15 protein-coding genes are annotated in these 15,828 nt (G+C 33.3%); 4 read left to right on the forward strand and 11 right to left on the reverse strand.

Annotated features, from left to right (window positions below; genetic code table 11):
- Nucleotides 1–71 precede the first annotated feature (71 nt).
- From ACOQOS_RS01700 to ACOQOS_RS01715, 4 genes are all read left to right on the forward strand, one after another.
- A complete protein-coding gene (locus ACOQOS_RS01700) occupies nucleotides 72–1,310 on the forward strand; it encodes a TlpA family protein disulfide reductase (protein ID WP_420573228.1) in 1,239 nt (412 codons plus the stop codon).
- A 335-nt stretch (nucleotides 1,311–1,645) separates the two neighbouring features.
- Nucleotides 1,646–3,766: an endonuclease gene (locus ACOQOS_RS01705; RefSeq protein WP_420573229.1), complete on the forward strand. Its 2,121-nt coding sequence runs from the start codon at nucleotides 1,646–1,648 to the stop codon at nucleotides 3,764–3,766.
- 75 nt (nucleotides 3,767–3,841) lie between these two features.
- Entirely contained in the window at nucleotides 3,842–4,291 is a 450-nt protein-coding gene (locus ACOQOS_RS01710; protein WP_420573230.1) for a DUF4174 domain-containing protein, read from the forward strand.
- A 177-nt stretch (nucleotides 4,292–4,468) separates the two neighbouring features.
- Nucleotides 4,469–5,578: a DUF2911 domain-containing protein gene (locus tag ACOQOS_RS01715; RefSeq protein WP_420573231.1), complete on the forward strand. Its 1,110-nt coding sequence runs from the start codon at nucleotides 4,469–4,471 to the stop codon at nucleotides 5,576–5,578.
- Nucleotides 5,579–5,959: 381 nt separating this feature from the next.
- Here the strand turns inward: ACOQOS_RS01715 and ACOQOS_RS01720 are convergent, their stop codons facing one another.
- The 11 genes from ACOQOS_RS01720 to ACOQOS_RS01770 form a co-directional block, all read right to left on the reverse strand.
- The gene (locus tag ACOQOS_RS01720; RefSeq protein ID WP_420573232.1) at nucleotides 5,960–6,331 is read right to left on the reverse strand and encodes a VOC family protein; all 372 of its coding nucleotides are present in this window, start codon (nucleotides 6,329–6,331) and stop codon (nucleotides 5,960–5,962) included.
- Nucleotides 6,332–6,934: 603 nt separating this feature from the next.
- The gene (recG, locus tag ACOQOS_RS01725) at nucleotides 6,935–9,040 is read right to left on the reverse strand and encodes an ATP-dependent DNA helicase RecG (protein ID WP_420573233.1); all 2,106 of its coding nucleotides are present in this window, start codon (nucleotides 9,038–9,040) and stop codon (nucleotides 6,935–6,937) included.
- A 99-nt stretch (nucleotides 9,041–9,139) separates the two neighbouring features.
- Nucleotides 9,140–9,538: a hypothetical protein gene (locus ACOQOS_RS01730; RefSeq protein WP_420573234.1), complete on the reverse strand. Its 399-nt coding sequence runs from the start codon at nucleotides 9,536–9,538 to the stop codon at nucleotides 9,140–9,142.
- A gap of 28 nt (nucleotides 9,539–9,566) precedes the next feature.
- Nucleotides 9,567–9,809, reverse strand: a complete 243-nt coding sequence (locus tag ACOQOS_RS01735) for a GlsB/YeaQ/YmgE family stress response membrane protein (protein ID WP_420573235.1) — start codon at nucleotides 9,807–9,809, stop codon at nucleotides 9,567–9,569.
- 69 nt (nucleotides 9,810–9,878) lie between these two features.
- Entirely contained in the window at nucleotides 9,879–10,757 is an 879-nt protein-coding gene (locus ACOQOS_RS01740) for a tetratricopeptide repeat protein (protein ID WP_420573236.1), read from the reverse strand.
- A gap of 80 nt (nucleotides 10,758–10,837) precedes the next feature.
- Nucleotides 10,838–11,569 carry a helix-turn-helix domain-containing protein gene (locus ACOQOS_RS01745; RefSeq protein ID WP_420573237.1) on the reverse strand — a complete coding sequence of 244 codons (732 nt, stop codon included), beginning with the start codon at nucleotides 11,567–11,569 and terminating at the stop codon, nucleotides 10,838–10,840.
- 168 nt (nucleotides 11,570–11,737) lie between these two features.
- A complete protein-coding gene (locus tag ACOQOS_RS01750; protein WP_420573238.1) occupies nucleotides 11,738–12,088 on the reverse strand; it encodes a ribose-5-phosphate isomerase in 351 nt (116 codons plus the stop codon).
- A 60-nt stretch (nucleotides 12,089–12,148) separates the two neighbouring features.
- Nucleotides 12,149–13,663, reverse strand: coding sequence for a M20/M25/M40 family metallo-hydrolase (locus ACOQOS_RS01755; RefSeq protein ID WP_420573239.1), 1,515 nt, complete (start codon nucleotides 13,661–13,663; stop codon nucleotides 12,149–12,151).
- A gap of 76 nt (nucleotides 13,664–13,739) precedes the next feature.
- Nucleotides 13,740–14,420, reverse strand: a complete 681-nt coding sequence (locus tag ACOQOS_RS01760; RefSeq protein ID WP_420573240.1) for a hypothetical protein — start codon at nucleotides 14,418–14,420, stop codon at nucleotides 13,740–13,742.
- Nucleotides 14,421–14,606: 186 nt separating this feature from the next.
- On the reverse strand, nucleotides 14,607–14,990 hold the full coding sequence (locus ACOQOS_RS01765) for a DUF3037 domain-containing protein (RefSeq protein ID WP_420573241.1): 384 nt from the start codon (nucleotides 14,988–14,990) through the stop codon (nucleotides 14,607–14,609).
- The gene (locus tag ACOQOS_RS01770; RefSeq protein ID WP_420573242.1) at nucleotides 14,980–15,759 is read right to left on the reverse strand and encodes a HipA family kinase; all 780 of its coding nucleotides are present in this window, start codon (nucleotides 15,757–15,759) and stop codon (nucleotides 14,980–14,982) included. The genes ACOQOS_RS01765 and ACOQOS_RS01770 overlap by 11 nt, the downstream gene beginning before the upstream one ends.
- Nucleotides 15,760–15,828: the final 69 nt, after the last annotated feature.

The raw sequence follows: 15,828 nt of genomic DNA on the forward strand, positions 1-15,828 counted from the left end.
TCACATTTTATTGTAATTTGCTAACAATTGTACGAACTAAAGTTCCATAACAACTTTATAAAACCGATCACATGCAAAAAATATATATCTTATTTTTAGGATTATTACTTATTTCCTGCGGACAGAAAACGAAAGAAACTGAATCAAGTACAGCAAAAGAAACGTATAGTTTAAAAGATGGTTCTTGGCATGTTGCTTTAACAGTTCAGGATAAAAAAGAATTACCGTTTACTTTTACAACCACAGCAAAAGGAATTGAAATTCACAATGCAGAAGAGCGTATTCCTGTTAATGATATTACGATCAAAGACGATTCTATCACTATAAAAATGGACGTGTACGAAGGTGTTTTAAAAGGAAAGTTTACAGATGCAAATACAATTCAAGGACAATTTGAAAAAGTATCTTTAAATAGATATGTACCTTTTACAGCTATTTTTGGAGAAACCAAACGTTTTCCGAAAGCGACAGGAGATGCAAAAGCCATAATTTCAGGAAATTGGGAAACCGTGTTTAGTCCAGATGTAGAAGCAGATCGCTACATTGCCAAAGGAATCTTTCAACAGAATGGCAACAAAGTCACAGGAACATTCAGAACAACGACTGGCGATTATCGCTACCTAGAAGGAACACTAAATGGAGATCAACTACAACTTTCTACTTTTGATGGCGCACATGCATTTTTGTTCACAGCAACTGTAACAGATGATACAATGATTGGCGAATTTCAATCAGGAAATCATTGGAAAGAACCTTTTACCGCAAAACGTAACGAAACCTATGAATTGCCTGATGCAAAAGAGCTAACTTACATCAAAGAAGGATATGAAACATTCGACTTTTCATTTCCAGATAGTAGTGGACAAAACATTTCATTATCAGATGAAAACCTAAAAGGAAAAGTACGCATCGTTCAAATTATGGGAACTTGGTGTCCAAACTGTTTGGATGAATCTACTTATTATTCAAACTATACAAAAAACAATGCTGAAGTAAAATTTATAGCACTCGCTTTTGAATATGCTAAAACAAAAGAAAAAGCATTCAATAATATAAAACGATTACAAAAACGATTAAACATTCCATATCCAATAGTATTGGCACAATTTGGAACGTCCGACAAGAAAAAAGCACAAGAAAAATTGCCAATGTTAAATCATGTATTATCATATCCGACGACTATTTTTATAGATAAAAAAGGAAAAGTCCGACGTATACATACAGGTTTTAATGGTCCAGCAACTGGCGACAAATATTTGAACTTCAAAAAAGACTTTGAAAACTTCGTTTCAGTACTTCAAAACGAGTAAAAAGTACGGTTTAAGTGTTTGATACGTAGGGTATAAACGTAAAATTGCATTTTTAGCTAAAATGCCAACAATTTGTTAACATAAAATTGGGAAGGTAATTGTTAAAACGAAGTATTTTTAGTGTGTAGAATAAGAGACTATGCAAATGATATTTTTACCGACGATTACAGAAAATCAAAATTATTTTATTAAATAACAATTAGATAAAAGCGTCTTACTTCCTTTTGGAATTAGGCGCTTTTTTGATATGTATAATAATGATATGATGTTTTCAAGAAGTAAAAATGCTTGCTGTGTAGTTTCAAAACCAATAAACTCAACCAAAAATACAGTACATGAAAAAACTTTTACTCTGGCTATTTCTAGCCGTAAGCATCACTGCGTATGCACAAATTCCATCGTATTACAATGATGTAAATCTGTCTCAAACAGGAACTAATTTGAAAGACGAATTAGCAACAAAAGTAATTGTTACGCACACTACATTTTTATCATACACGCCTGGCGTTTGGAATGCATTGCAACAATCGGATGTAAATCCAAACAACAATTCGGAAGTAATTCTAATTTATGGTCACAATGACAATGACGGAAATGTAAAAACCGACAGAACACGTGGGAAATTTGATAATGGCGGAAGCGTTGGCGATTGGAACCGTGAACACGTATTTGCAAAATCTTTGGCAAACCCAGACTTAGGAACTTCAGGAGCAGGAGCAGATGCGCACAACTTACGTCCGTGTGATTTTCAGCAAAATTCTACGCGTAACAATCGCAAGTTTGGGACAGGAAGTGGCGCAGCAGGATTTATTAACTCTAATGGCGATTGGTATCCTGGAGACGAATGGAAAGGCGATGTAGCACGTATGATAATGTTTATGTACATACGTTATGGAAATCGTTGTCTACCAACGTTTGTTGGAACAGGAAGTTCTGTAAGTAGTGACAATAACATGATCGATCTATTTTTACAATGGAATGCACAAGATCCTGTTTCTACTTTTGAAGCAAATCGTAATGATGCCATTGCAGGAATTCAAGGAAATAGAAATCCTTTTATTGACAATCCAGCGTTTGCAACTCAAATTTGGGGCGGACCGCAAGCTGAAGATAAGTTTGGAAATGGTGGCGGAAATCCTGATCCAGGTGATGGAGGCGGAGATAATGGCGGCGGAAGTACAGACGAATTATTCTTTTCAGAATACATAGAAGGTTCGTCTAATAACAAAGCTTTAGAAATTGCAAACTTTACAGGAAACACAGTAAGTTTATCTAACTACACTATCAAAAAACAAACAAATGGTGCTGGAAGTTGGTCTTCTCCATACGCTTTATCAGGAAACTTAAGCAATGGTGCTGTGTATGTTATCGCGAATAGCTCTGCAAATTCAAGCATTACTAGTCAAGCAGACGTTACTACTGGCGGCGCAGTTGTTACTTTTAATGGAAATGATCCTATCGGATTGTTTAAAAACAATGTTTTAATTGATATCATTGGAGATTTTAATGGCGGAAGTTCAAACTTTGCACAAAATGTTACACTACGTAGAAAAGCAAGTGTTACAAGTCCAAACACAACATATACGGAAGCTGAATGGGAAGAGTTTTCAACAGATACATCTTCTAACTTAGGTTCACATACTGTAAATGGTGGCGGAAACTCAGGTGGAACTCCAGGCGGCTCTACTGTTTTACATGAAGGTTTCTTCGAATCTGGCTTAGATGGTTGGGTTGATGGCGGTGGAGATTGCTACCGTTATTCAGGAAGTAGATCGTATGAAGGAAGCTATTCCATTCGTATTCGAGACAACTCAGGAGTTGCATCATCAATGACATTAAACAATGTAAATGTAGCTGCTTATGATGAGGTAGAAGTAGCGTTTTATTTCTATTCATACAGTATGGAATCTGGTGAAGATTTTTGGTTGCGTTACCACAATGGTTCAAGCTGGCAAACAGTTCGTGCATACAGAAGTGGAACAGATTTTCAGAATAATAACTTCTACAGTTCAAAAGTAACGCTAACAAAGTCAAACTATAACTTTGTGAACAACGCAAAATTCAGATTTCAATGTGATGCTTCAGCAAATGCAGATCAAATCTATATTGATCAGGTAACAATTACGGGTATTGTGAACGCTTCCGCGAGAATGGTTACACAGGAATCACGACCAGTTAGTGATATAACTTTACTATCTGTTTCTCCAGAAGAAGACGAATTATCAGTAGCAGAAGAATTTACAGTATATCCAAATCCAGTGGCGAATCAATTAGAAGTACGCATCTTTGCAGAAGAAAACGCTTCTTATCAAATTCATTCATTACTTGGACAAGTTGTAAAAGTTGGAAACTTACAAAGTAGCACAATCAATGTAAGTAACTTAAAAGCTGGAATGTATATTTTACAAATAAATGATGGTGATGAAATCTTAACGAAGAAATTTGTGAAGAAATAATCATCAATCTAAATAATAGTAAGACAGCCTTTCCATTGTGAAAGGCTTTTGTTTTTAAATGATTAAATTTAGGATATGAAAATCATCACATTACTCATAAGCTTCTTGTGTTGTATTCACATAAATGCACAAGATTTAAAAAAGCATCGATGGGAACACAGAATTATCATTATCAAAACTTCTGATGTAAATTCAAAAAAATACAAAGCTCAAAAAGAAGCGTTTCAAAATGTAGCCAAAGAATTTATTGATAGAAAGCTAATTTTATACACAATCATAGCAAATACAGTGACTATAACAGACTATGCAAATGGACTTTTAGATACAGCAGAAACATTCTCTAAAAATCTAGCAAAGAAATTCAGCAAAGGAAAAGAGTTCGAAGTACTTTTAATTGGCTTAGATGGCAGCGTAAAACTTCGACAAACAGAAGTATTACCTACAAAAGAACTGTATGATAAAATAGATTCGATGCCGATGCGTAGAAGTGAAATGCGAAGAAAACGAGATAAGAATAAAAGTTGAAGAACATTTATAAGCTAGGATATTTTTAATAAAACCTTTTATATAAACTTAGCCGTAATTTTATCCTACAAATGTTAATTAACATATATTTCTTTAACATTAACAAAGCTATAACAAAGATACTTTTGTGTAAATCTTACCTTGTTTTCATAAACCTAATTAACTCACCTTATAATTATGAAAGCAAAAATTACACAGTTAGCTGCACTTGCTACTTTTATATTCTTTTTAGCAAGTTCGACAGCATTTGCACAGCTTAATACTCCGCGCGGAAGTCAAAAATCTACTGTTTCACAAACTATTGGAATCTCAGAAGTAAAAGTCACATATTCAAGACCAAGTGTTCGAGAACGTGAAATTTGGGGGAAATTAGTACCTTATGGAATGAATAATCTTGGATTTGGAACGGCAAAAGAATCTCCTTGGAGAGCCGGAGCAGACGAAAATACAATCATTACTTTTTCTCATGATGCAATGGTAGGAGGAAAACCTATAAAAGCTGGAACTTATGGATTGCACATCATTGTCAAAGAAAATGATAGAGCAACAATTATTTTTTCTAACAATAGTACTTCTTGGGGAAGTTATTTTTACAAACCTTCTGAAGATGCATTACGTGTAGACGTATTAACTACAGAAATTCCGCATGAAGAATTATTAACATACGATTTTATCAAAGTAAATGGAGATTCAGCAACATTGGCCTTGCAATGGGGAAAGAAAGAAATTCCTTTTAATATTAAGTTTGATGTAACCAATATTGTATTGGCAGACATTCGTAACAAAATGCAAGATCAACCAGGATTTCAGCGTCAAACTTGGGAACAAGCCGCAGGATTTGCCTTAAATAATGGCGGAGACTTAGATGAAGCCTTAGCTTGGATAAACAATGCAATTGCAGGACAATTTTACAGCAAACAAACGTTCAACAATACACAAATCAAAGCAGCTATTTTGATGAAGCAAAACAAAAAAACAGAAGCTTTAGCTGCAATGGATGAAGTATTGCCAATAGCAACCGTATTTGAAATTCATGGATATGGTCGTCAATTAATTGCACAAGGAATGCATGATAAAGCTTTGGAAATTTTCAAGTACAACGCTAAGAAAAACAAAGGAACTTGGCCAGTACATTACGGATTAGCAAGAGCATATTCTGCAAAAGGAGATCATAAATCTGCTGCCAAGCATTTGAAAAAAGCATTAGCAAATGCACCAAATGAAGCAAGCAAAGGTAGAGTACAAGCAAATCTTGACAAAGCAAATAAAGGCGAAAGCATCAATTAATAAAAAAACAAAATTGCTATGAATGAGGACCAATCACCGTCATTCATCACCTATAAAAAGCGTTTATCAATATGATAGGCGCTTTTTTTTTATTTTTTTGAAGAAGCTTTTATACTGAGTACATCTAATCGCAAAGTTTGTGAAGTCAAACTTTTTAATTGAAGATTTGAAAGCGATGAATTTGTTTTTTATAAAACATCCTAACTAGCGTATAGCAAAAAAGAAAAAATACGATGACCTAGAGAAGCAGATTAACTGTACTTCTCGCAAAGACGTATTGAACATATCTAATGTCTAAAATCTAGTAGCGAAGCGATCTAATATCTAATAGCGAAAGCTGTCTAAAAATCTAATACCCTAAAAAGCCAGCGTAATCTATTATTATACATGTTGATCTATTAAAATTACATTTCCATCAGGATCTTTAATCACAAAATTTGCCGGACCAGTAGTACTTTCGTCTGCTTCTGTTGAAAACTCAAAGTTTTTACCTTTCAATTCCTTCTGAATATCTCTAATGTCTGTGAATGATTCTAATGGTTGCGCATCTTGCGTCCAACCTGGGTTAAATGTCATAATATTATCATCAAACATTCCTTGAAACAAACCAATTACAGTTTGTTCGTTTTTCATAATCAACCAATTTTGATTGATATCTCCGTGAAACTCAGTAAAACCTAAATTCTCATAAAAAGCTTTTGAAGCGTGAATGTCTTTCACAGCAAGACTAACTGAAAATGCACCTAATTTCATATTGTTTTATTTTAATTGGTACTAAAGTTAATTAAATGTACAATTTTTTGTTTGATTTGCTAATTTGTTTTAGAATTCTATAAACCGTCATTTCGAGAATTTAGAAGAAATTCGTGGCAATCTGTTTCTTAGAAAAATAGTATGTTTCTAGAAACAGATTACCACACATTTTTCATTTCCGTTGCGCGAACTACAAAACACTCACTAAGACATCTTTTTAATGTAGAAGTTTGAAAATTTAGTAATCGACCTCTAATTGTAATGTGAAACTGAATCAAGTTCAGCTTGACGCAAGTGAAATATATATTAAAGTTAAAGTGTGTCTAGTAAATTTAATAGTGTAGCATGCCTAACAACAAATCACTTCTCGATACAATTTTTCTACATTATATTCCGAAAAACCACTCGAAATGACGTTCCTTTAATGTGTCAATTTGATAATTTGAAAATGTACCAATATTGGTTTTGCTTCTATTGCAAATGTTGCATGATTTGCATTTTTAGGCTTTCAAACTAAAAACCAAAAGCGCGAAAGCACGTTCTAAAAGCAAAGCAGTCTAACATCTAACAACGAAGTGGTCTAACAGCGAAGCGATCTAACACCTAACTAATATAATTCCAAATATTCTTATGTTTAACCAATTGTGCAAAGGTATAACGAACAGCTTTATGTTCTGGAGCAGCCAAACTCGGATCTGCTTTTAAAACTTGTTGAGCAAAATAGCGAGCTGTTTTTAGAATATCATTATCCTTTACAATATCTGCAATTTTTAGGTTTAAAACACCACTTTGTTGTGTTCCCATAATATTTCCAGGACCGCGAAGTTTTAAATCAACTTCTGCAATTTCAAATCCATCACTAGTTTGCACCATGGTTTCTAGGCGCGTTTTTCCGTCGGCACTTAATTTATGACTTGTCATCAGAATACAAAAACTTTGTTCTGCACCACGACCAACACGACCGCGTAACTGATGTAATTGTGACAATCCGAAACGTTCGGCACTTTCAATAATCATCACAGACGCATTCGGAACATTAACACCAACTTCAATAACAGTAGTAGCTACCATAATTTGCGTTTCACCTTTAATAAAGCGATTCATTTCAAAATCTTTATCCGCAGGCTTCATTTTTCCATGTACAATAGAAATTTGATACTCTGGCATTGGGAATTCCCGAGCAACACTTTCGTAGCCGTCCATTAAATCTTTATAATCCAATTGTTCAGATTCTTGAATGAGCGGATATACAATGTAAATTTGTCTTCCTTTGGCAATTTCGTCACGAATGAATCTAAATACTTTCAAACGATTGCTATCGTATCTATGAACTGTTTTAATAGCTTTTCTGCCAGGAGGCAATTCATCAATCACAGAAACATCCAAATCGCCATATAAACTCATAGCAAGTGTTCTAGGAATCGGAGTCGCAGTCATGACTAAAATATGTGGTGGAAAGGTGTTTTTATGCCATAATTTAGCGCGTTGTGCCACACCAAATCGATGTTGCTCATCTATAATTGCCAAACCAAGATTTTTGAATTGTACTTTATCTTCTAATATAGCATGTGTTCCAATGAGAATATGTAAAGAACCATCTTCTAACATTTCATGAATAACACGTCTATCTTTCGTTTTTGTAGAACCGGTGAGTAATTTTACATTCAAACCTAAAGGTGCTACCAATTCCATGATACCGTTATAATGCTGAATCGCTAAAATTTCTGTAGGCGCCATAATACAGGCTTGAAAATCGTTGTCAATCGCTAATAACATAGACATCAAAGCAACAATCGTTTTTCCAGAACCCACATCACCTTGTAACAATCGATTCATTTGCGCATTGCTACCTAAATCGTTGCGAATTTCTTTAATTACACGTTTCTGTGCATTGGTCAATTCAAAAGGTAAATGATTGGCGTAAAACTCATTAAATATTTCACCAACCTGATCAAAAGGAAATCCTTTTATTTTACTCTTATGAATAAGGTTTTTGGTGATGAGTTGTATTTGAATGTAAAAAAGCTCTTCAAACTTTAAACGATATTGCGCTTTGGCTAATAATTCTTGATTTTTTGGAAAGTGAATATTAAATAAAGCTTCCGTTTTTGAAATCAACTTGAGTTCTCCCAAAATAGTAGGAGGTAAGGTTTCATAAAACTGCGTGCGTGATTCTATGAATAGTTGTTGCATCAATTTATTGATGACTCTGTTGGTAATCCCTTTATTATTTAACTTTTCAGTTGATGGATATACAGGTTGCATCGCTGTTCGTAGACTTTGCTCATGTTCCTTCAATAATTCCATTTCGGGATGCGGCATGGAAAATGTTCCATTGAACCAATTCGTTTTTCCAAAAATAACATAAGGCGTATTTAGCTTTAAGCTATCTTTTATCCACTTATGACCGCGAAACCAAACCAATTCCATTTCTCCAGTATCGTCTACAAAGGTTGCTACTAAACGTTTTCCACGCTTTTGTTGCACCATTTTAATATGCACAATCTTTCCTACGACTTGTACTTCCGAAGAATTTCGTTGGAGTTCGTTTACTTTAAAATAACGTGTTTTATCAATATATCGATTGGGAAATAGGTTGATGAAATCTTGATACGTATGTATTCCTAGCTCCTTACGGAGTAAATCGGCACGGTTTGGACCAACACCTTTTAGGTAATCGATAGGAGTTTGTAATACGTTTCTATTCATCAATTCAAAAATAGGTCTTTTGATTGAAAAATTAAATGATTGAAGTGTGGAAGAATTAGAAAATTGAAACTTGAGGCTTTTTTACTGTGAATTAATGAATTATTTTAATCCAACACTTCTGTAATAAGCATCCAATCGATCTTGCTCTTCTTGATCGTGAATGTGCTCTATAGTATCTATATGTCCGTCAGTATTAATGTGAAGTTTCTGTTTACAGCGATGTGTATATTTTTTGCCTTTATGCGTAAGATAGTCTGTGAAATGCACATAATATTCTGATTCATTGATGGTTTCAATAGTACTTTGTCCCCATTCTAGGACATCAAGTTTTTTTCTACCTTCAATCATGTTTTGTTCGTACGATTGACAAATAGCTTCTGGTCCGACAATAATATCTTTTCCAATACTATATTTACAATCATAACTAAGTAATTTCATAGTTACATCAAACTCATCATTATCTAATGATTGTCCAAATTGTACGGCAATTTCTTTCATGTTTGCTAGTTTTAGCTTCAAAAAGTTATCATTTTTTTAGCAGATTTGCAACAAATAAAATAATAGTAGCTCCAATTGCACCTTTTAGGATATCGCCCAAAATACCTGTACTTATATGAATATTGAGTTTTCCAAAAAGCCACCCAGCAACGACACCACCTAAAATTCCTAAAATAATATTAACTAATAAACCAAATCCGCCACCTTTCATTAGTTTTCCTGCCAGCCATCCTGCGACAGCGCCAATTAATAAAGAATATAATAATCCCATAGTTTATGTATTAGAGTTCTAATTAAAGATAGAGAAATATTCTTTTTAAGTAAACAGTTTTATGATGAATTAATCTAGTTTCTCCAGAATCTCTTTAGCGTAGTTTGAATATTGCTCATTACCGTTTTTAATAATGAAATTATAATATTCTTTTGCCTTAGATATTTGTTTTAATTGCACATATGCATCTGCCAAATTAAATCTTAAAATCATGTCTTTTGGATTTGATTGTAATCCTTTTTCAAAAAATGGAATAGCTTCTTTGTACTTGCCTAATTCTAACATGCAAACGCCTATATTTGATAGAAGAATATAGTTTGAAGGATACGTTTTTAGTGCTAACTCTGAAAGATTTAAAATTTCATTTATATCTGCATTAGGTGCTTGAAATATTGCATTTATGTAGGATTGAATCATATTTACAAATTCATCTTCTGTCTTTTGTATAGGTTCATTGTTTGTCCAAAGCCATTTTCCTTTGTTGACACTATTTCTAGTGATAATATCTTTTACAGATGTAATAAATTCAGCGTTGACATTTTTTTCCATTAAGGTAGTAGCGCGTCCAATATACATGTCTAATCTATCTTTGTTTATGGAAATTCCTTTAGATAGATACTTTTGCGAAATGCTAAATAATGAATCACTTTCATGAACAGATTTTAAAACATCACCAACGGAAGTAGAATCGTTTTCAGTAGCTATGATTGTTCCTCCAAAAATTTTTGGACCACTAAATTTCGCTTTACTTTCAATCAAATAATAGTTAAATAATGCGACAAACATTTCAGGATTGTTCGGTTCAGATTTCTCCCAATTATCTAAAAAGTCTTTAGATTCTCTGATTTTTCCTTGTTTGCAAATTTCTAGGAATTGTTCATTGTAATCTTGAGCAAAAAGATTTGTACTCAGAATGAAAAAACTTAAGATGATTATTTTTTTGAACATTGCAGACTTTTTAAGTGTACACTAAGTTAGAATGAATTTTGAATTCATACACTAATTCTATCATAAAAAGTACTGTAAGTTTAATTTTTCTGATGACTCATAGAATTTTCAATAAACCAATTTCCGTCTTTCTTTCGCCATTGTGTTAAGAAATTTCCAGAAAATATGCCATTGTTATTTCCTTCCCAAACACCTTTTACAACAGCAACTGAATCTGAAATAACGATGAACGTTGGTTTGTCAAAATTTACACGAAATCCGTTATTATAGATGTCTTGGTAATAATCTGTAATTTCTGTTCTGCCTTGTAGTTCTCTATGATTGATAGGGAAAAAACTTGCACTTTCTAAGAATAATGTTCCAATAGAATCAATTTGTCCTGAATTGTAGAATTTAATAAAAAGCGCATTTGTTTCTGTAAGATCAGAACGCTTTACATTAGAATCGTCAAAAGTTCGTTTTCTAGTTGCCATCACAACAAACATAAGGAGTATAGACAGTGTAGGAATTAATACAAAGAGTAATTTTTTCATAGGACTTGTTTTAGAGTTTAACAGTTTCCTAGAATGATTCTGAGTCGTTTTTTGTGTAGTTTCTGTTTCCAGATTTGTCTTTATGATACTTTCAAACTCAATATCTAATGCTTCAAAAATTAACTTAATTGTTGAGGTTCTTGGAGTCACTTCACCAGCTTCGATACGTTGTAGCGTACGAACATTCAAATTGCATTTTTCTACCAATTCTTCTTGTGTGTAGCCTTTTGCTTTTCTAAATGCGACAATTTTTTTGCCTAACTCTGGTTGTTGAATCATTTTATGAAAACTTTACTGCAATGTTACTCGCTAACTTTAAAACTGTCCACGAATTTTCATGGATTTATACCCGACATTTACCCGTATTTTGAACGGCATGCCCTGTAATTGCTCGAAAGTACGATTTTTGATACGATCATCCAATTAAAAATAAATACACGTTTGTTTTTAATTAAACCAAACAGCGTATCCTTTTCTGCGTAATTCTAAAGCCAATATTTTTTCCATTTGCAAGGCTTGATGTCGTGTAGGTAATGGATCGATATGATTATATAAGCTCGGGCGTAAATACGAACCGTATTTTTGAACAATATTAGCAGATAATTTGTGTCCTTTTTTATTTCGATATCCTGTTTTGTGCTGCAAGAAACGTTCTTTAGGAGTTTTACTTGTCATTCCAACATATAAACATTCTAAAACACCGTTAAACTGAGGATTTGCCAAACGAAACTTGGTATTTTCTGTGAATACTTTTTTCGAGAGTTCAACTACATATACACGATATTCTGTTCTTGCCATATTTTGTATTGGAGTTTAGATTTTAGGTGTTTGATTGTACTTAAATATGATTTGCTTAGCTTACAATTCCATAGACAAAATTGCCAGACACATTTTAATTCCTTGTGTAATATTTCCAATTCGAATATTTTCATTAGGATTGTGCTGATTATTGTCCATATTGACCATAGGAACGATAATCGCAGGAATATCCAACACTTGTATTGCTGGAGTAATAGGAACTGTTCCGCCCATCGTACGAATCATGATAGGGTTTTCTCCAAATTCGTTTGCAATTGTTGATCTTAATTTTTTACCGATAAATGAATCAATATCTGTGCGAAACGCGTTTACACCAGCATTTGTTTTAATCGTAGCAATTTTAGGATATTTCAAACGTTCAGCATCTGTTGGTTCACGATCTAATATCAAATATCCTTGACTTTCTATATGTTCAATTACTTTTTCTAATTGTGTTTTTCCATCAGTTTCTTTAACCAAACGTACATCTAAATACGCCGTAACAATTTCAGGAATAATGGTTTTTAATCCAGGACCTTTCCAAGAAGTTTCTATATGACGTACATTTAATGACGGATATTGCAATGCTTGCTGATAGGTTTTACCAACATTGTCTTGTTTTGAAATCCCTAAGTTTTTTTGAATCTCTTGATTATCATCAGGAACTTGTGCTAATAACTTCTTAGTTTTTTCATCTAAGGCAATTCCATCATAAAAACCATCAATGATTACTTTTCCAGTATCATCTTTCATACTTGCTAGCAAATGTGACATTGCAAATACTGGATTTGGTGCATAATTTCCAAAATGTCCGCTATGTTGTGGTAATTTCGCGCCGTAAATACTAATATTACACGTGGCAATTCCGCGACAGCCAAAAGTCAGTGTTGGTTTATTAGTAGGATGTGCTGGTCCATCCATAATAATCATATAATCGGCAGCATATTTGTTTTTATACTTTCGTAATGTGCTTAAAAAACCTCTAGAACGTGTTTCTTCTTGAAGATCAAGAATGATTTTCACATTATATTTCAAGTCTTTTTGCTCTTTTTGAAGAAACTCTAAAGCAGACAACATCATTATAATTGGAGCTTTATCATCTGCGGCAGCGCGCCCAAATACACGCCAATCGGGATCAATATGCGTTTTAATACGTGACCAGTTGATAATTTTCCAATTGCCATTAGCATCTTGTTCTTTTAATACAGGACGAAAAGGATCTTTTTGATTCCACTTCTGTGGATTGACTGCCTGACCGTCTAAATGCAGGTAAAATAGAATTGTTTTTGCATTTGGATTTGCTTGCTTTTCAGCCAAAAATACGGGCAATGTTGAAGTTTCAAGGATAGAAACTTTGAAGTTTAGTTTTTCGAAAGCATTCGTTACCCAATCTACATTTTTCATCATATTTGGTTCATCGGAAGCTACATTAGGAATGCTTACTAATTCACGATGTTTGGTAAGAATTGTAGGTAATTCTTCTTTTATTTTTGCATCCCAATCGGTTTGTGCAAAAGTGCTATTTACAAATAAGCAGAGTAGGAGAATGAGTGTATTTTGAAATTGATTTTTCATGATAAACTAGCGTAGTTTTTAAGGATGACTACTTTCTCTACCAAGATACTAAAATTGAAATACAGATTTTAAAATTCTACAGAAAATGATTTTTAATGACTTCCCATTCGTACATTTCTTTGAATTCGCTTAATGCTTTAGGTTTTATATTGAAAGAAACAATTTCTGTGGTTTCATCCTTTGAGGAGATATTACTTCTTTGTATGGTAAGTTTTCCTTTAATGAAGTCATATTTGTTATTTTCGGTAGCTCCAGAAGCAGCATCTACACCGCCACCATTTGCACGAATGATATTTAATTGTTGCTCCTGAAACTTGAATGTATAGGATTGAAATGAGCGTGTATATTGTTGAAAAATGATAAATTCTCGATTTTCTATCACAATAATCGGTTTTATAGATAGCGCCATTCCGCCTTCATCAGGACGAGCAATAAATTTATTGTTTTGAGTGTGTACAACTAGCTTTTCTTTTTCATCCAACAAAATCAACACAATTCTTCCTTTGTTTTTACTGACATCGCAATCATTACACCTTTTTTCATTGATATAATTTTTTGATTCTAAAACGAGCGCCATATCTTTTTTAGAATCATTATTTAGATGACCAGAGACTTGATCTATAATGCTCCAATCTTTATTTTTTTGAATAGATTCAAAGTCTTTACCAATAAAATTTGGATAGTCAACCGTTTTATTTTGAGAGTAACCAAATGTTATAAAAAGTAATATGAATAAAATGTGTATTTGTATCTTCATGATTAATATTTTAGCAATGAAGGCTAAAACTAATCAAGTAAAATCGTTATGAACTTTGAGAAATAGTATTCGTATCATTAATGAGAGTAAGCGTTGCATATATTTTAGAATTTGTAAAATATATACAAAAAGCATAAGATGAAAAACTTAAAATATTAAATGAAAAAGTATTAGTCTACGGTCAACTCAAAGCACATATTTCTCAAAAATATCATTCAATTCTTGCTGCGGATCATCACATAAACCTGCATGCGTAGGAGAACACAAAATCATCGTACTTTTTGATGCTGCTAACCAACGAAAACGATCAGAAACTTCAAAAGTTCCTATTTTTCCGCCATGTGGCGCGCCTTTGCAAATATTTTCCCAAGCTTTTAAATATTGTGTGAGTTCTTCTAGTGTAGTTTCACAAGAAAATGCAGCCAATTTTTTTTCGTCTACGTGATATTTGAGCCCTAAGAATTTCTTTCGTTTCGAAAAGACAATCACACCAATATTAAAGAACTCTTCACGCTCTACTTTAGGCATGAATCGGATTATAGCGTATTCGAATGTAACTTTATCTTGCATTTTCCGCTTCTTTTATAAGTGAATCAATCATTGCCAATTTTGCTTCTAAATATCTTGTATACGCTGTTCGCATTTCGCTAGGAGATAAATCATCAGATGCATGTTCTAACCAATCTTCAGGAATGGTATTGATGATTTCTGAGATTTTTTCTTTGGTAATCAGTTTTTTAAATTCTACAGCAACTTCTTGTAATTGTGTTGCTTGTGCTAATAATACATGATCTTTAATTAACGGAAACGTACGTGTCAAATGATTTTCCCAAGTTGCCCAATTGTGATGAAAGTAAAAGCTTGCTCCATTATCAATGACCCATAATTCATTATTCCAATGCAGTAAGTTTGTGTTTTTTACAGTTCTGTCAATATTGCTAATGATACTATCTAACAAAACTACTTTTGAAGCTGTGACCGCATCTACCGTAGTGACTAAAGGATCGAATGTAATGGCACTTGATAAAAAATGCAGTCCTAAATTTAATCCGACACTGAATTTGAGCAAATCTTGAATTTCCTCGTCAGGTTCGGTTTTACTAAACGAATCATCTAAATTCATAAAGACTAATTCAGGAATTTTTAAGCCAATGGTTCGCGCTAATTCGCCACCAATCAATTCAGAAATCAACGCTTTTTTACCTTGTCCTGCGCCTCTAAATTTTAGTACGTACAAAAAATCGTCATCTGCTTTTACGATAGCAGGAAGCGATCCGCCTTCGCGAAGCGGTTTTATGTATTGAACCACATTTACGGTTCTAATATCAAGTGTATTCATTACGGCGAAGATATAGAAAGTTTAACATTCATCGGTAATGATCGCTACTTTCTGATTCAGTTTTTTTTA

Origin of the sequence: Kordia sp., from assembly GCF_965224175.1 — a bacterium.
GTDB lineage: Bacteria > Bacteroidota > Bacteroidia > Flavobacteriales > Flavobacteriaceae > Kordia.